Origin of the sequence: Prosthecochloris sp. (assembly GCA_015482705.2) — a bacterium.
Lineage (GTDB): Bacteria > Bacteroidota > Chlorobiia > Chlorobiales > Chlorobiaceae > Prosthecochloris.
Map to the genome: position 1 here is coordinate 26,704 of JADMLA020000008.1, position 17,381 is coordinate 44,084.

Below are 17,381 nucleotides of genomic sequence, written 5' to 3' on the forward strand. Positions count from 1 at the left end.
TTCCGAGCCATCTTAATTCTCACGTTTCATAACAAAATCAACAAGCAGCTTCAGAGAACGTTTTGCATCCCCCTCTTCCAGCCTCTCTATCGCAGTCAGGGATTTCTCGGCAAAGCCTTCAGCCACTTCCGCCGCATAATCCAGTCCGCCCTTCTCTTTGACAAAAGCAATAACCTCACGACTTCTCATAGTTCTCTTTTTCGAACTCTTCAGTATACTTTTTATCATTTTCTGCTCGGTACGATCAGCATTGCGAAGAGCGTATATCAGCGGCAAGGTGATTTTCTTGTCTTTGATATCGATTCCCAGTTGTTTACCTGTCTTTTTGGAGTCGCCTGTATAGTCGAGTAAATCATCACGAATCTGGAAAGCAAGTCCAAGATACTCTCCATAACTCTTGAGTGCCTCTATTTTCTCCTCATCATCCGTAGTACTTGCAGCACCTATAGCACTTGCTGTTGCAAGAAGTGACGCCGTTTTATCCGATATAACCCTCAGATAATCGGCTTCTGTTATATCGAGGCTTCTTGTTTTCTGGATCTGTAGTATTTCACCTTCACTCATACGTCTAACGGCATCCGAAACCATATGCAGAAAGAGATAATCTTTGTTATCGAGTGAAAAAAGGAGCCCTTTTGAAAGCATGTAATCGCCAATCAATACGGAAATCTTATTTTTCCAAAGGGCATTGATAGAGGGCAATCCTCTTCTCATTTCCGCACCATCCACAACATCGTCGTGAATGAGTGTTGCAGAATGCAGTAGCTCTACCATAATAGCTGCCCGATAGCTCTTCTCTTGGACTCCACCGCAAACTTTCGCCCCAAGCATAACCAGGAGTGGGCGAATCTGTTTCCCTTGCTGCTTCAGTATGTAACGAACAACCTTGTCGACGAGACTGTTGTCCGTATTCAGTGCTGTTTTGTATTTTTGCCGAAAAGTGTTCAACTCTTCGGCCACAGGAAAAACAACGTCTTGTAAATTCACAGGCTTTGTTTGTTGAGAGCGGCTCAAAGCGCACTTATGTAATCAGTTGAACAATCAATTAGTATAACAGATCTCTCCGAAATAAAAAGCCCGAAACCGGTTGTATAATTCCTTATGTTGCAAAAATAGTTCAAATAACCAGAAAAAAAATCATCAATTACGCTTTTCCTCTTTTCGTTGAACCTGCTGTCAGTTTCATATCGTTTTACTCTTGAATCGATATATCGGCACTGCCTACCGCAACCCCACAAAAACAACGCCGACCGACCACCTTAACCAACTCATTATTTATCAATATCTTATAAATCAACAGATTACCTTCTAAAAAACAATTTGCTCACGACTGGTATGTTTATTAGTATGTTTCGGTTCATTACTATGCCATTTCGCTCCCCGGCTGGCCTAAACAAGGAAAAGCAAACGAGTTCCCGACAAACAAGCTGTAGTGCAGCATGAGCAATGAAACAGAATCCTCAAAACCCAAATCACCTGCTTCGCAGTTGATGGATGCCGAAATTGAAGCCAAAGAGCGTGATCTAGCCGAACACGAGAATGAAGTGGACGACAGTTCCGGTGCTACTGAAATGAACTTCATCGAGCATCTCGACGAACTCCGTAGCAGGCTCATCAAAAGTGGAATTGTGCTTGTCCTGATAATGGCGCTATGCGCATTCTTTTCGGATACGCTCGTCAATCAGGTTCTCATTGCGCCCATAAAGAATAGCAGCGACACGATTGTTTTGCAAAATCTCGTGCCTTACGGACAGATTTCGCTGTATCTCCAAGTCATATTTTTCTCAGGTTTCATTCTCTCTTTCCCTTACCTCGTCCATCAGATATGGCAATTCGTACTTCCGGGATTGAAGCAAAAAGAGAGGTCTGCAACACGTTTTATCATTTCCTTCATTTCACTTTCATTTTTCGCAGGCATTGCCTTCGGGTACTTTATTTTCATGCCGATCTCGCTAAAATTTTTTGCCGGATTCGGCACCCCTCTCATTGAAAACAACATCGCCGTTCAGGACTATGTCAGTTTCTTCATTGGAGCACTTCTTACGACAGGCCTTGTCTTCGAACTGCCGTTCATTTCATACATCCTTTCCAAGATAGGGTTGCTGACTCCTGCCTTTATGCGCTTCTACCGCAAACATGCCATTGTAACGCTTTTAATCGTTGCCGCCGTCGTCACCCCTTCTACCGATATCGTTACACAGCTCGTCATTGCAGTACCGATGATCCTGCTGTATGAGCTCAGCATTGGTATTTCAGGCTATGTGAACCGGAAAAACGATGCCTTGACGAGTGCCCCGAAAGTCCCATCGAAATAACAATAAACAAAGAAAACCCGGACTTCGTCAGCACAATCCTGCCTGGCTCATGATCTTGTCGTAGAGTTCATGAACGTTTCGCTCAAGTTCCTTGAACGAACCATTGTTTTCTATCACAAAATCAGCCCGCTCCACAAGCTTTTTCTGGGGCCACTGAGATTGAATACGATGCATAATTTCTTCACGAGTTCCCATTCCTTTTCTTATCGCACGCTCTATCCTTTTTTCAAGATCGGCCACCACAACCACTACCATATCCAATCCTTTGTCACCCCCGGACTCGAGCAGGATTGCCGCTTCTTTTACGAGTATTTTCACTCCTGATTTCGAAGCCTCGTTCACTGTATGACGAAAAGCCTTGAAAACTTTCGGATGAACCAATTCATTCAACGCTTCCAACAAAGAAGAATCAACAAAAACCCTCTTGGCAACACGCCGTCTGTCCAACATCAGTTTTCCGACACTGTCCAGACGATACACCTCGTCACCGAAAAGCTTTTTAATCCCGGCAATTATTTCCGGATCTTCAAGCTGAAGCTCTTTGGCGACCTTGTCGGCTTCAAAAACAGTACATCCCATTTCAGCAAGCATTCCGCTCACACTGCTTTTACCACAACCAAGCCCCCCTGTTATTCCGAGAAGAAAAGGAGCATGCTGCTTCATCTTTCTTTTATCGATCATCTTCCTGCAGGTTGTTTCTTACTTGAAGCAAAACCGCCTTCCACAGATTTGGATTTTCTTTATAGACATCCGTTCGCTCATTAAAACCTTCGAGGCTCAAAGCATGTACTTCGAGCAATGAATCAACGTGCTTTCCGCCAATCCTGTGGACATTTTCAGACTCACCGACCGTAACCCCGGACAAGACCAGATAATCAGCATAAAACGCAGCAAATTTCTTATCGGCCTCGTTCAGTACAGGCTGTTTGTTTCGAGTGCACCCCTGCCCAAGGAACATCAAAACAAGAAAAGCACCACATAAAGCATGTATCCCGGTTTTTCGCGACCTCATGACACCCCCTTTTAGAGTAACCTATCCGATATGGATCAAAAAGTATTCAATAACCATGAAAAGCAGACAAAAGTGTCGATCATACAATGAATTATCAAAAAATTCATCTGCAAGAGAAACTAAATCTTTATGGCAATAGTTAAAAAAACCACATCTCGTTCCTATGGCACTTTCAATTTAAACTTTCAACGCTCATGGCTTACACACAACCGGCTCTACCCTATGCTGAAAATGCTCTAGAACCCCACATTTCAGCCAACACCATAAGCTTCCATTACGGCAAACACCATGCTACCTATGTTAAAAAATTCAACGACATGGTAGCAGGTACCCCTCATGACGATCAAAGCCTCGAAGATGTTTTCATCGCAGTTGCCAATGACCCTGAAAAAATCGGTGTATTCAATAATGGTGCACAAGCATGGAACCACTCTTTTTATTGGAACAGCCTTTCTCCAAACGGAGGAGGAAAACCGTCAGGGGAAATAGCTGATAAAATCGATGCTGATTTCGGCAACTACGATTCTTTCAAAGCGGAACTTGCCAATGCCGCTGCAACGCAATTCGGCAGTGGGTGGGCATGGCTCGCTCTCGATAACGGGCAGTTGAAAATCGTTAAAACCCCCAATGCTCAAAATCCACTGACAAGCGATATGCATCCACTCTTGACCATCGATGTCTGGGAACATGCATACTATCTCGATTATCAAAACCGTCGTCCTGACTATATAACAGCTGTCATCGACGAGCTGTTGAACTGGGACTTCGCTTCACGGAACTTCCTCAACGCTCAGGTATAAGGCTGAATCGCAGCCCCTCAATGCACAAGAAAAAATCATGCCGATCCGTGAAACTGATGTCCGGATTTCACGGATCAAGCCCGAGAGTGAATGAAAATAGATTGGAACCGCTTGACTCTTCAATGGAAAGCAAGGTAGATGAAAGGAATGTTCTCCTGCAATAATGCAATGTAATTCTACATCCATGGAAGCTGAACAACTCTATCCAGGTCGATAACTTTCACATTTTCCGGGAGATTGAACTGAATATCGAGGTCGGCTGGATTGACGACACGTTCATCGTAGACGATGACCAGCTCGTGTTTTCCGGCACCATCCAAACGAGGATTGAACATCATGACATCGATTTCACCAGGCAGGTTGACCTTCTTACCGTCAAGAACGAATGGTGAGAACTTTTTGAAATGCACTTCAACCTGTTTACGACCACGAGAGTCGAAAAAAAGTATTCCTTCGATATTTCGCGTCAGAGGATTTACCAGCAGCTCTTTCTTACCGCCTTCCACATTAACGGCATAACTAACTTTACCCGCTCCTTCATAAACCCTTTCTATTGCCTGAACTGGCTCGTCAACAGTCACAACACCGGCAAGAACATCAGATAAAAATTCATATCCCACCTTCAATCCAAGAATTTTCTCAAGATTGTCAGGGTGGCTCGTTCCCTGAAGAGCCCGGTTGTTCAACATATCATGAACAAAGAGTGAATCAGGCCGAAACAACATATCGGCAACGGGCCACCCAACGACACCCGCACTGACTATAATACGCATATCATTTGATCGTTCGAGCTGTACGGTACCGTACAAGTGCTCCTTTCTTTTTGGTGTTCTGATCCAGATATCGGCATATCCATCGATGGCAGACACTACTTTCGATGTTCCCGATACATCGCGATACAGTTCAGCGAGATCTTCACTAAGTGCAACGCTCTCGGTAGGCCACTCTTCAATTGTAACTGTTCTGAAATCCGCACACCCTGCAGTGATAAACACTAAAAAAATGCACAGGAACCCTCTGAAGCCTTGTTTCATTGAAAAATCCTAGATAGTGAATAGGTCAGAAAATATTGAGAATATGGTGAATATTCTTTTTTTAAGCTGTTCTTTTTTTTATCCCTACATTAATTTCATTGATTATAATGCGCTTGCTGCACCACAAAATTTCGACCCGTTTTATTTATGGACTCTCTGTACCTCAAACCAAAAGAACATCGAAGGCTGTTCAAGGGCCATCTCTGGTCATTCAGTAACGAACTGCAATCACTTCCGAAAGATATTACTGCAGGAGAAACAGTCAAACTGTATACTCACGACAAAAAATTTGTGGGTACAGGGTTTTACAATCCCCATTCTCTCATTGCCTTTCGTTTGCTGTCAAGAACGGGAGAGGTTCCAAACGGTGATTTTTTCAGAAAAAAAATCCTCGATGCATTTGATCTTCGTAAGAAAATCTACCCGGAATCCGATACAAACGCATTCAGACTCGTACACGGTGAATCCGATGGTCTTCCAGGCCTTGTTGTCGATTGTTTCAACAAAGCCATCGCTGTACAAGCATTTTCCGCCGGTATGGATCGTCATCTGCCGCTTATCTGCGATGTCCTTCTCGACCTTTTCCAACCATCGGCTGTCGTTTTGCGCAACGAATCCGTTCTCCGGGAACTCGAAGGGCTTCCTTTATATAAAAAAATCGTGCATGGCTCCAGTACAGAAGCAGTTCAGACTATCCATGACACCGGACTGCAATACCTCATCAATCTTCTGGAGGGTCATAAAACCGGCTTTTTCCTTGACCAGAGGGATAACAGGCGCATCGTTCGTAAAATCGCTCATGGAGCGGAAACACTCGATGTTTTTACCAGTGACGGGGGATTTGGACTGAACGCACTTTTTGGAGGAGCCAAATCCGCCACCATGGTCGATATATCTTCCGACGTGTTGCAACGTGCAGAAGAAAATGCCATCCTGAATAAGCTCTCGAATTATGCACTGATTAAAGGTGACGCTTTTGACGTTCTCACCCGGCTGGTCGAGGAAAAAAAGTATTACGATCTGGTCATTCTCGACCCGCCAAGTTTTACAAAAAGCCGCAAGAACCTACCATCCGCATTGCATGCTTATAAAAAGCTCAACAAACTAGGGCTTCAGCTTGTCAGAAACGGCGGCTTTCTTGCAACCGCATCATGCTCACATCACGTTTCAGAAGAGGACTTTCTTGGAGTCATTCGTCAAGCCTCTTTCACACAAAAAAAACAGTTACGCCAGGTCTTCAGAAATACCCAACCCGCAGACCACCCTATACTGCTCTCCATGCCCGAGACTCATTACCTCAAGTTCGCCTGCTTCTATGTCAACGAGATGTGAGGCATATGGGCACAAGCCATTGAAAATCTTCTGCATGATAAGGTTTTGACTCTGATGCGTCATAGGGTTGTTGTCGAAAAGCTGTCATGCAGGAGATTTTTCACAAAAAGAGTGCACCAAATCATACACCTCCTTCCATGAAGACGCACGTGGTTCGGATATAGCCTTGTTGGTACTGTTTGCAAAACAAATGGTGTAGAGATCTTTTTTCCGCAACTGTTCAATGTTATCAGGGGTATCCTCAACATAGATATCAGCACCGACTTCCGACTTCTCCTTCATGAAACAAAGGTCCCAGTATGGAATGCCATGACCATCGAGCCATGAAATAGTCTGCTCCACAGCTGAAGCATGCGAATAATGGAGAAACAACCGATGTGTGATAATTCTGATATGGTACCCCTCATCGGATAACTTTCTCAGGTATTTTCTCGCTCCGACAATCATGGGCATGGTCTTGAAAAGTCCCCTTTGGTTCAACGCATACCGATGCAGACTCTCATATTGTTTTTCCCCGGAAATCCCCCACTCCTTCAACCCATAAGAAACATCGGTTGTCAGCTCTTCGACGGAAAGCTCAAACCATTCTGCGGCAATCTCCCGCATTCGCCCATAAAAATCAGCACAGACCCCATCGAGGTCCACCCCGATGACTGGCTTACTTTTCTCAGGTTTTCCCATATGTTCAAGGTTTGCGTTTATATGTCAATCACACGAGAATGAGAACCCAACATTCACCTACCGGGCCTGAGGGGCTAATACAGTGCCCTATCGAAGACTCTTCTATGCTTCAACGTAACCGGATGCTCCTCACCGAGATACCTGAAAACTGCAATGCACGCTTTACGGGCACCATCATCATCGTAATAACGGTTTTCTCTGATTACCTCTATGAAATCGTCAAGAGCCGCATCGAACCGTCGTTCCCTCAACTCCGTTATCGCTTTAAGATAACGGTCGCGAACACTATCACCCTGAAAAACGCCGACATCTTTCATTAAAAGAGTGATGAGCGTCCTTGCTGCATCAACGAGCTCCGCATAATCGAGATCACCTTCGAGTCTGTCGACAAGGATAGCTGCCTCTTCGGGTGCAGAGAAAATTTTCAGCTTCATAAGCGCTGAAGACGCACGAGCATTTCCCGGCTCTTTTTCCAGTATCTCTTCGAATATCGAAACCGAGCCATCTTCATCTCCCTCCATGAGAAGCAATTCAGCTTCTTTGAGTCTGTCGGCATATTTTCCTGGAAGTGACTTCCTCAACCAATGCTCTACCTGCCCTTCCGGCAGAGCTCCGACAAATTCATCAACGACAGCACCATCGACAAACAGCTTTACAGCGGGAATGCTCATGATACCGTATCGACGAGCCACATCCTGATGCTCTTCGGTATTGATTTTTACGAGAATAAATTCTCCAACATGATTTGCCGCAACTTTTTCAAGCACCGGTCCGAGCATTCTACATGGCCCACACCATTCCGCCCAGAAATCAACGAGAACAGGAGTATCGTAACTCTTTTCTATGACATCACGGTTAAAATCAAATGTATTTTCTTGCATATTTTTTCTTTGTTGGAATATTAGTACATAGACGCAACTGCGCCCAAATGAAAATAATGATCATGTGCAAAAAAACATGGGATTACCCGTCCATGAAAAAAACAAGTTTTCTATCTTGCATTGAGATACCGTTCGAAGTCAAGCTGACAGCACAATCATCGTAGAACCCATTCTCATATGATTACTCTTGAAAACCTTCATGTTTCCATCCAGGGCAACCCAGTACTCGAGGGCATCAATCTTTCTATAGATGATGGAGAAACGGTTATCCTTTTCGGGCCGAACGGTTCAGGCAAAACAACGCTATTATATACCATCATGGGGATAGGCAACTACGATGTTACCGAAGGCCGAATCCTCTTCGACGACGAAGATATCACAAGCCTTCCTGTTCATAAACGAGCAAGAAAGGGAATCGGCATGTCGATGCAACGTCCACCCTCGATCCATGGATTGAAAACAAGAGGGCTTGTCGCAATGTGCGCAGGGGAAAGAAAAATCGACATCGATACTCTCGCAAAAAAAGTCAACCTCGAAACATTTCTCGACAGAGACATAAACCTTGGCTTTTCCGGCGGTGAGATCAAACGTTCAGAAATACTTCAACTGTTGGCCCAACAACCCGACCTCTTGTTGTTCGATGAACCGGAATCAGGTGTCGATGTGGAAAACATGGACCTGATAGGCAACATGATCCGGGAACTCCTTGAAGGAAATCCTGAACCGGATGCGGAACATACCATGAATGAACTCATGCATGAGCGGAAAACATCCGGTCTGATCATCACACACACGGGATATATTCTTGATTATATCGCTGCTGACCGTGGCCACGTTCTTTATGACGGACACCTTTGCTGCGCCGATAATCCTAAACGAATTCTCGATCACTTGAAAAAATACGGCTATAAGGAGTGTATCAGATGCCTCAGCTGAAAGATTCCAGCCCTGTACCGACGGAAATGAACGATAAAACCGTCTTATTTAATGAAGTATTGAACCGTACACATTCAGCTCTCATTGAAACTGAATTTTTGAATCACTTGTAAACAATCAATAACGGTGAAAGTCGATCTGTCCAAATATGAGTTCTCCGACCATGAAAGCAACGAGGTTGACGACCTGACAAGGCTTGAAAAAGGCGAACAGGAAAGCATGAAAATGGCCGGGTTCGACGTATCGGAAAAAAACACAAGCGCATCGTTCGTGCAGATCGACCATAATCATGCATTTTGTAAATCTTACGATCCGGGAGTCGAAATACTCCCCCTTGGTTTGGCCCTTTCAATAGATGAAGGATTGGCCGACCTTCAGTGGAACCTCTTGAAACCAGATAAAGACGAATTCACAAGACTTGCTGCTGATAATACACATGGCGGTTATGTCATACGCATCAAAAAAGGAGCCAAACTCTCAGCCCCTGTTCAATCCTGTTTGATGATGCACACGAACAAGGTTGGCCAGAACGTTCATAACCTGATCATTGTGGAAGAAGGTGCAGAAGCACACATTCTTTCAGGCTGCACGACGACCGAAGCCGACCAGTCTGCCGCACATATCGGTATATCCGAGTTTTATGTAGAAAAAAATGCAAGCCTTACGTTCACCATGGTGCACAACTGGGGTGAAAATGTCGAGGTGCGACCACGTTCAGCCGGTCAGGTCGAAGCCGGAGGAATCTTCCTCAGCAACTATATAAGCCTCAAACCGGTTCGTAACCTTCAGATGAACCCGCTGATCACACTGAAAGGAGCAGGGTCAATCGCCCGTTTCAATTCCGTTGTGGTCTCTACCGAGAACACTTTCATGGACGTCGGCAATCGAGTTATCCTCGATGCGGCGGACACCAGAACAGAGATCATCTCACATGCGATTGCCGCAGGTGGACACATTATTGCACGTGGGCATATCCAGGCTAACTGTTCCCCGGCAAAAGGACATCTCGAATGTCAGGGCTTGTTGCTCAATAACGGTATCATACAGGCTATTCCGGAACTCGATGGACGCGCTGAAGGTGTTGAGCTTTCGCATGAAGCCGCTGTTGGAAAAATCGCCAAAGAAGAGCTTGAATACCTCATGATCCGAGGGCTGGACGAGGAAGAAGCAAGTTCAGCAATTGTTCGGGGATTCCTCAACATCGACATCATGGGATTGCCTCCTGAACTTAAAACAGAAATAGACAAAGCAGTTACCGAAAGTCAAAAAAGCATGTTTTAACCTCATGAAACGTACGTTATCCTTACCAATCCTTCTCCTGCTTATTATATTTTCCTTACCTTTGTTCGCCGAGCAAACAACGATAAGGAGTGCTGACGGAGCTATTCCCGTCCAGTTCACCGGTCTTGCTGAAAAAAAAGATCTGTCCGGCCCAAAAGGCCGTATCGCCATCCGCATCGACAACATCAGAAATTCCAAGGGAACTCTGGGCATTGCCCTTTTCAAAAGTGAAACAGGATTTCCCGATAAACCGGAAAAGGCATTTGCTTTCGCAAGTATCGCGACAAAGGAGTCGCCCGGTGAAATCGTCATCGAAAACATTCCTTACGGCACCTATGCGCTCAGTGTTCTTCATGATGAAAACGAAAATCGAAAAATGGATAAAACCTGGGTAGGAAAACCAAAAGAAGGATTTGGAACCTCGAATAACCCGAAAGTCAGGTTCGGCCCTCCCAAATTCGATGAATCTGGCTTTGTTCTCGATCGGGAAAACATATCAATAGTGATAGACATGATGTATTTATAATGACATCTTCGCCATAAAGTAAACCTGAAAAATATGAAAACAACGTCATTCATGACAAAAGGGGTCATAACAAGCCTTTTTTGCTGTATTGCCCTCTTTTCCTGTAAACCAACGGTCAAAGTCGAGGCACCGGAGAAACCAATAACGATCAACATGAATATCAAGATCGATCACGAAATAAGGGTTAAGCTCGACAAGGATATCGAAAACATGCTCGATGAAAGAACAGATATTTTTTAACCAGGGAGATCTGACATGAAAACCACAACATCTATACCTGCATCTCGTAGCCTCAAAACATTCGTGCTTTTCGTAACGTTACTGCTCTCTTTCAGTCCCGGACTTTTTGCCATCGACCTCCAAAGCGCCCTTTCCAGAGGTTTGGCAGGAGAAGTAGATAATGGTTACCTCGCCATTCCACCCGGAGCGACAAACGAGGCACAGCCGCTTGTGAAGTCGGTCAATAACCAAAGACGGGCCGCTTATGCTTCACTTGCAACGAAAAATGGTGTCACCCCTGAAATTGCCGGCCAGGTAACGTTCGAAAAGCGTTACCCTGAATTTCCAGTTGGAACCTGGGTAAAGATTCAGGGAAGGTGGACGCAAAAGTAAGCTTTTCACCGTGAAATGGGTACTACGCATTTTCATTGCCGTGCTGCTTGTCACCATTACAGCTACAGCAGTTGCATGGCTTACGTTTCCTCGATATGTCCAGTCCTTGCTCGACAGGACTGTCGAGGGAACAAACGTCAGTATACAAATACACAAACCCGGTCTGCCGAACCTCTCCGGAATACAATTCGACAGACTCGAAGCTGTATTCGATTCCCCGCCCGATTCATGCACGAACAGATCCGCCAGGTACCGGCTTATCGTTCATAACGGCAAACTGCACTGGAAAACACCACAAAACAACAGCCGCAGTGCAAACGGATTGATACCGGAAATAGTACCTCTCAACTTCGAACTCGAATCCGACTCGATCAACATCGTTCAGGAAAAAGGTGGACTGTCATTCAGTGACAACGATCCTTCCATGGCAGGCACTGTGAACATTGTCCGTATGGGAAAAGGATTACATGTTGCTTTTGAACCGGAATCGTTCCACTATGAAATTGAAAACGGTGCTCTTGCTTTAAACAATCTCAGATTCGAAGACATCACCTACAAATACACAATCGACAGTAAAGAAGCATGGATCCAAAAACCGGCGCTCCTCAACGTTGGATCCTTGTATTCAGATAATCAACCGGTTCCCCTCTCCAATTTTGAAGCACTTTTCGCTTTGACAAAGGATTCTGAAAATATCTGCGGAATAACTTTTAAAGACTGCTCTGTCGATTTGTTCGGGCTCAGGGCAAAAACTCCACGAATAGACTACAATCCGCTTAACAATGAAACCAGCTTCACCCTCCTCCTGGACAGCCTTCCGCTTGAAAAACTGCCAGGCTTCAAGGGGAGCGAGCCTGACCGCCCTTTTGCAAAAGGAGAATTGAACGGAACCATACCGATAGAGTTCCGCGATTCTGTGATCAGAATTCACAACGCTTTCATTCGGGCAATTCCAGGCACAAAACTGATCTATTACTCACAGGAAGGTCTGCCTTGGCTTTCGATAACAGGTACAAACAGTAGCAGCCCCCATGATCTCTTCACCAACCTCAATGCAACCATCGCTCTGAACAACGAGGATACCAACCTTCCAGGTATAGCGTTAAAAAGCCTGTCCTCCGTCTTTCTCGATGGAACCATGAGCATAGGACCCGCCATCTATGACACTTCTGATAAAAAACAGTCTTTTATATTGAAGCTGAACAATGTCCAACTGCCCGAACGGGTTAGCCTGCATGGCGATTTCAATGCATCTTTGAAGGGAGAAGTCAGCGGTACGGTACCGATCAGCATCATGGAGGGAAAATTTGCGATAAACAATGCACACCTCTCGTCCAAAGGCAATGGATCCATCATTCACACTCCTCCTCGTCAGAAAAAAGGTGAAAAGGATACTATTTTCAGCTCGCCACCATCCGATGCAACATACACCTATAGCGAACCCGACTTACGAATCACCCGTGATCCCGAAGGGAAAACAACAATCGGCTTCGAGCTGAAACAGATGACACGCAAAACAACCGGAGGAACGCTTGAATTTTTGTCTCCAAAAGGAGTTCTTGACCTCTGGCACGTTGAAAACAATCCGAGTTTGATCTCCCTTTCAGAGTTCTCGGCAGGATTAATGGATGGCCAGATTGCTCTAGAACATGTCGATTTCGACATGGTAAAACATACGGCTGAAACAGAATTGATTTTTGACCGTATCCCCCTGCAGAAACTGCTTGACCTGCAAGGCATGAAAAAAATCTATGCCACTGGCACTCTTCGTGGAAAAATACCGATAATCATCAAAGATCAGCTTTTTGAAATCCCCACAGGTAATATGGATGCCGATCAAACCGGCCAGATAATCTATTCAACAACCCCCGAGGAAAGGGCTGCAGCTAATGAAAGTCTAAGACTTACTTATGACGCTTTAAGCAATTTTCTTTATTCCGAACTGATCTCCTCTATCAGTATGAGCCCTGACGGGCAATCAGTTATTCGTCTTCAACTGAAAGGAGTCAACCCTTCGTTCCAGGATGGCAGGCCTATCCACCTCAACCTGAACGTTGAACAGAATCTGCTTGAATTATTGAAAAGTCTTACTATATCGACCAACATAGAACAGGCTATTTCTGAAAAAGCCTTACAACAGCAATAATACACCTGGCCTGCCTTTATAGTAAAATTGTAAATACGGAGAATATCCTTTGACACACCTACTGATCCCTCTTGTCGCCCTGACGACGCTGACCGTCACGACACAACCAAAACCAGAGCCCTACGGCAACCATCCGATTCTCAGGCTTTTTTCAGAAGAAAAAGAGGAAAGCCCAAAAGACACCGCTCACGTCGAAGAAAAGGAACACGCCAGCATGTATCTGCAAATCTGGACAGGAAGCGGAACCATTGCTCAACAAAACCAGTTTACCTTCAATGAAAAAGCCACTATTGACAGGAACCGTGAAAAACTGAACTGGTGGTTTCGGTTGCAAAAGGACGATAAAGCTGAATTCGCTGTCTGGCAGGTAGCTGAGTTTCCGTTCACAAACTCCATATTTGACTGGAAAAAGCCTGATGGAATCGTGGCAAGCGGCCCGGTCATATGTCAATTCGGTCTTGGAAACGCCAATTTCTTCGAAATCGAATTCGATGAATTCGTCGATACACATGACCATCTAACCTCGAAAAAAGCCATCACCTATTATATCCGTGTCATTGCTCTCGATGCCACTGGTGAACCTATAGGTTCCCCTTCAAATACGGTCATAGCACACTACTGACTACTCGATCCATGAAACTCGTTTTGCCTGCAGAAAAATACCGAACAATGAAAACAGACATCGATTTTGCGTATATTATACACTGAAAAACCCCAATCCCTTCAATTCGAACTTATCTCGTATGAAATGGAAGGATCTTCTTTCTGTGGAAATCGACTATACATACGGCGTGACAGACCATCTTGTAAGCTTGGTCCGGGATGATGAACTGGACTGGAAACCCGATCACGGAAGTAACTGGATGAGTATGGGGCAATTGCTCATGCATATGACCGATGCATGTGGGAGTACGTTCGATGGACTGATCAGTGGGGCATGGGATATCCGCGAAGAATATGTCCTGAATGATCTTGACATGCAGCAGATTTTTCCTCCAGCCAACATGCTCCCCATGGTCAACACCGTAGCTGATGCGAGAAAACTGCTTTCCGAGGACCGGAAGCTTGCCCTGAAAAGTCTCAAAAAATGCACTGAAGAAGAGCTGGCAGGCAAGTACGCACCGGCGCCCTGGACAAGACATCCCATGATACTCGGCCAGCGTCTTTTACATATGATATTGCATCTCAACCAGCACAAAGAACAGCTATACTACTATCTAAAACTGACTGGCAGATCCGTAAACACCTGTGACCTTTATGGTATGAGCTGTGATATTTATCCAGGAAAACAACTGAAGGATCAAGAGAAAAATCCGTCTTCCATATAACCCTCCTGTATCAATATCACTGCACCTAACCCTCCACGAAATTGTAATAAATCATCGAATTCCCACATTTTTGTACTCTTCATCTCTCTTTCAGACAAACCCAAGGTGCGCATAAGCCGTTCAATAACAACACATTAAGAGAAAACGTCTTATTCTGGCACATATCTTGATATTTATTGTATACAAGATGTTTTCGCAGGACCTGACTTCAAAGCATTCAACTCATTTGCCATGACAGTTATCGATACTCTTTTCGGACGGCTCAACGGAGCAACGGTAGACCCGCTTTTTTCCAACAAAAAAGTGAACGGCTGTATTGTCTCGAAAAAAAACGTCTTTTCCACACCGTTTGGAGAACTCATACCGCAATTTGAAACCGAAGATATTGGAAGACGGGAAAGAAAACCTGTTTATTTCTACAAAAGCGGTGCTGTCAAGACACTTCCTCTTCAACATCAGACAAAGGTAAAGACACCTTTCGGAGAAATCTCAGCCGAGCTGATTACGTTTTATGAAAGTGGTGCCCTTAAAAGAATTTTTCCGCTTGACGGGAAGCTCAGCGGTTTCTGGTCATGGCAGAATGAGTCGATGCTTGCGGAGGAATCAGGATTTGACACACCAGCCGGATACATAAAAGCCAAACTGCTATCGGTACAGTTCTATGAACATGGTGAACTTAAAAGCCTAGCACTATGGCCTGGTCAGAAAGCAACGATATCAACCCCATATGGGGAAAAAGAGTTCAGAAAAGGAGCCGCATTTTATGAAAACGGAATGTTGCGCTCCTTCGAACCACAGAAAAAAACTGAAATACCAACACCTATCGGTACAATGGTCGCTTTCGACAACGAACCGAACGGAATACATGGCGATCTGAACTCGCTTCAGTTCGACAATACCGGGCTGGTCTCCGGTTTGAGTACCATCGACAATGAAGTATCGGTATATTTTCCGGGTGGCTGCAGACAAATTTTCAAACCGGGCGTGAAAAACAATGTATGCGGAGATGAACGAAAGGTCACAGTACCACTGAAAATACGTTTTGATAAAGGAGCCGTCCATTTCAATAACAGCACACCGTTCAGGCTCGACCTTTATTCATTCGATGTAAGAAAACATACCCGAAAAACAAGTATGCCAGCTTACACTTGCACCGGCTAGGCTAATGAATCGACCATCCCGCAAGCCAACCCGTTGAAAATGCCGCCTGGAGATTGAACCCCCCAATTTCACCGGTGTAGTCAAGAAGCTCCCCGCAAAGAAAAAGATTTCTGCATTTTTTCGACTCCATGGTTTTCGGGTTCACTTCTTTCAAGACTATCCCTCCAGCTGAAACCTCACCTGCTTCAAGAGGAATCGTCTTGACAAGGCCAAAGTCAAAATTATGCAGTGTATGCTCAAGTGACCTTCTTGCTTTTTTGTTGAGATTCCCCCATTTTTTTTCCTGATCGATACCCGATTGCCGCATAATCAGGGGAACGAAGGCAGAAGGAATAGAATCCTGCTGCTGAAGAAACCTGCGTATCAACTGCCGTCCGTTTGCAAATGCATGATCCTGCATTTTTTTTTCAAGGGCTTCTGCAGAATAATTCGAAAAAAAATCAATCATAACCCGGCACTCACCATCCTTTTCCTGTATCCCGGCAACGTCACGAGAAAGAGATAGACAGGCAGGCCCAGATATACCTTTATGCGTTACCAGAAGGTCTCCGGTACGAGAAACACAGTTACCATCACACGTTACCTTCAAGGTGACATTCCGAAGAGAAACACCTACAAGCATCTGTGAAGGAACACGATCCAGATATATCGGTGCAAGAGCAGGCAATGGTTTCTCCACCCTGTGACCGAAAGAACGTGCAATGTTCAAACCATCTCCCCGAGTACCGGTTTGAGGATACGAAACTCCGCCTGTAGCCACAACCAGCACATCCGCACTGAATTCTTTCGTTTCAGTCATAACCGCGAAAAAGCCATCCCGGTTCTCGGCACGTTTCACCCTTTCTCCGGTAAGTACCTGTATCGATGAGTTCAAGAGCTCTTTCTCGAATGCTTTCAGGACATCATCAGCACATCCCGATCCAGGAAACACCCTGCCATCATAACGTACAACCGTTCGCAAACCTTGACGTTCTATAAGTTCCAGCAGATCTTTATTGGAAAAAGCATACAGAGCATGTCGCAAAAAACGCTGTTCTGGCTTATAAATAAAGCCTTTCCAAAGCAGCTCGTCGACAGCTCCATCGTGAGTGATGTTACACTTACCTCCCCCTGAAATGCCAATCTTGACACCGGGCCGCTGATTGCGTTCAAGAATGGTTACCTGAAAATCCCTATCAGCGAAGCCACGTAAACGTGCTTTCTTCCTTGCTGCAATAGCAGCACATATACCTGAAGGCCCACCACCTATGATGAGCACATCAGAATGAATTCTATCAGAAAAGTTTCGCATCAAACAGTTCTATTGACAATGATGGACAGAAACCCAAATTCATTG

Annotated in this window: 19 protein-coding genes; 12 read left to right on the forward strand and 7 right to left on the reverse strand. The window is 44.9% G+C overall.

Annotation, left to right across the window (positions count from 1 at the left end):
• Positions 1-12: 12 nt before the first annotated feature.
• Entirely contained in the window at positions 13-987 is a 975-nt protein-coding gene (locus QZ209_RS01110; protein ID WP_294343695.1) for a polyprenyl synthetase family protein, read from the reverse strand.
• A gap of 452 nt (positions 988-1,439) precedes the next feature.
• Between QZ209_RS01110 and tatC the strand changes: the two genes are divergently transcribed.
• On the forward strand, positions 1,440-2,315 hold the full coding sequence (tatC, locus tag QZ209_RS01115) for a twin-arginine translocase subunit TatC (RefSeq protein ID WP_294343697.1): 876 nt from the start codon (positions 1,440-1,442) through the stop codon (positions 2,313-2,315).
• 27 nt (positions 2,316-2,342) lie between these two features.
• Here the strand turns inward: tatC and coaE are convergent, their stop codons facing one another.
• Together coaE and QZ209_RS01125 are read right to left on the reverse strand one after the other, a co-directional pair.
• The gene (gene coaE, locus QZ209_RS01120; RefSeq protein ID WP_294343699.1) at positions 2,343-2,996 is read right to left on the reverse strand and encodes a dephospho-CoA kinase; all 654 of its coding nucleotides are present in this window, start codon (positions 2,994-2,996) and stop codon (positions 2,343-2,345) included.
• On the reverse strand, positions 2,986-3,327 hold the full coding sequence (locus QZ209_RS01125; protein ID WP_294343701.1) for a hypothetical protein: 342 nt from the start codon (positions 3,325-3,327) through the stop codon (positions 2,986-2,988). The genes coaE and QZ209_RS01125 overlap by 11 nt, the downstream gene beginning before the upstream one ends.
• A 194-nt stretch (positions 3,328-3,521) precedes the next feature.
• On the opposite strand from QZ209_RS01125, the gene QZ209_RS01130 reads away from it, so the two are divergent.
• Positions 3,522-4,127, forward strand: a complete 606-nt coding sequence (locus QZ209_RS01130; RefSeq protein ID WP_294343703.1) for a superoxide dismutase — start codon at positions 3,522-3,524, stop codon at positions 4,125-4,127.
• A gap of 176 nt (positions 4,128-4,303) precedes the next feature.
• Here the strand turns inward: QZ209_RS01130 and QZ209_RS01135 are convergent, their stop codons facing one another.
• Positions 4,304-5,161 carry a DUF4292 domain-containing protein gene (locus QZ209_RS01135; protein WP_294343706.1) on the reverse strand — a complete coding sequence of 286 codons (858 nt, stop codon included), beginning with the start codon at positions 5,159-5,161 and terminating at the stop codon, positions 4,304-4,306.
• Between the two features lie 147 nt (positions 5,162-5,308).
• On the opposite strand from QZ209_RS01135, the gene QZ209_RS01140 reads away from it, so the two are divergent.
• Positions 5,309-6,493: a class I SAM-dependent rRNA methyltransferase gene (locus QZ209_RS01140; protein WP_294343708.1), complete on the forward strand. Its 1,185-nt coding sequence runs from the start codon at positions 5,309-5,311 to the stop codon at positions 6,491-6,493.
• 84 nt (positions 6,494-6,577) lie between these two features.
• On the opposite strand, the gene QZ209_RS01145 is transcribed toward QZ209_RS01140, so the two are convergent.
• Both QZ209_RS01145 and trxA read right to left on the reverse strand, forming a co-directional pair.
• Positions 6,578-7,174 carry a 5'-nucleotidase gene (locus QZ209_RS01145; RefSeq protein ID WP_294343709.1) on the reverse strand — a complete coding sequence of 199 codons (597 nt, stop codon included), beginning with the start codon at positions 7,172-7,174 and terminating at the stop codon, positions 6,578-6,580.
• 74 nt (positions 7,175-7,248) lie between these two features.
• The gene (gene trxA / locus QZ209_RS01150; protein WP_294343711.1) at positions 7,249-8,055 is read right to left on the reverse strand and encodes a thioredoxin; all 807 of its coding nucleotides are present in this window, start codon (positions 8,053-8,055) and stop codon (positions 7,249-7,251) included.
• A gap of 177 nt (positions 8,056-8,232) precedes the next feature.
• On the opposite strand from trxA, the gene QZ209_RS01155 reads away from it, so the two are divergent.
• The 9 genes from QZ209_RS01155 (at position 8,233) to QZ209_RS01195 (ending at position 16,045) form a co-directional block, all read left to right on the forward strand.
• Entirely contained in the window at positions 8,233-8,991 is a 759-nt protein-coding gene (locus tag QZ209_RS01155) for an ABC transporter ATP-binding protein (protein ID WP_294343715.1), read from the forward strand.
• 126 nt (positions 8,992-9,117) lie between these two features.
• Positions 9,118-10,272: a SufD family Fe-S cluster assembly protein gene (locus QZ209_RS01160; protein ID WP_294343718.1), complete on the forward strand. Its 1,155-nt coding sequence runs from the start codon at positions 9,118-9,120 to the stop codon at positions 10,270-10,272.
• 4 nt (positions 10,273-10,276) lie between these two features.
• The gene (locus QZ209_RS01165; protein WP_294343721.1) at positions 10,277-10,798 is read left to right on the forward strand and encodes a DUF2141 domain-containing protein; all 522 of its coding nucleotides are present in this window, start codon (positions 10,277-10,279) and stop codon (positions 10,796-10,798) included.
• Between the two features lie 51 nt (positions 10,799-10,849).
• Positions 10,850-11,038, forward strand: a complete 189-nt coding sequence (locus QZ209_RS01170) for a YnbE family lipoprotein (protein ID WP_294343724.1) — start codon at positions 10,850-10,852, stop codon at positions 11,036-11,038.
• Positions 11,039-11,053: 15 nt separating this feature from the next.
• A complete protein-coding gene (locus QZ209_RS01175) occupies positions 11,054-11,410 on the forward strand; it encodes a YdbL family protein (RefSeq protein WP_294343727.1) in 357 nt (118 codons plus the stop codon).
• A gap of 10 nt (positions 11,411-11,420) precedes the next feature.
• The gene (locus tag QZ209_RS01180; RefSeq protein WP_294343730.1) at positions 11,421-13,556 is read left to right on the forward strand and encodes a YdbH domain-containing protein; all 2,136 of its coding nucleotides are present in this window, start codon (positions 11,421-11,423) and stop codon (positions 13,554-13,556) included.
• A 49-nt stretch (positions 13,557-13,605) separates the two neighbouring features.
• Positions 13,606-14,178: a hypothetical protein gene (locus QZ209_RS01185; RefSeq protein WP_294343732.1), complete on the forward strand. Its 573-nt coding sequence runs from the start codon at positions 13,606-13,608 to the stop codon at positions 14,176-14,178.
• Between the two features lie 121 nt (positions 14,179-14,299).
• Positions 14,300-14,884 (forward strand): DinB family protein, encoded by a 585-nt coding sequence (locus tag QZ209_RS01190; RefSeq protein WP_294343733.1) that lies wholly within the window; start codon positions 14,300-14,302, stop codon positions 14,882-14,884.
• 231 nt (positions 14,885-15,115) lie between these two features.
• A complete protein-coding gene (locus QZ209_RS01195; RefSeq protein WP_294343735.1) occupies positions 15,116-16,045 on the forward strand; it encodes a hypothetical protein in 930 nt (309 codons plus the stop codon).
• Position 16,046: 1 nt separating this feature from the next.
• Here the strand turns inward: QZ209_RS01195 and QZ209_RS01200 are convergent, their stop codons facing one another.
• Positions 16,047-17,336 carry an NAD(P)/FAD-dependent oxidoreductase gene (locus QZ209_RS01200; protein WP_294343737.1) on the reverse strand — a complete coding sequence of 430 codons (1,290 nt, stop codon included), beginning with the start codon at positions 17,334-17,336 and terminating at the stop codon, positions 16,047-16,049.
• Between the last annotated feature and the right edge of the window lie 45 nt (positions 17,337-17,381).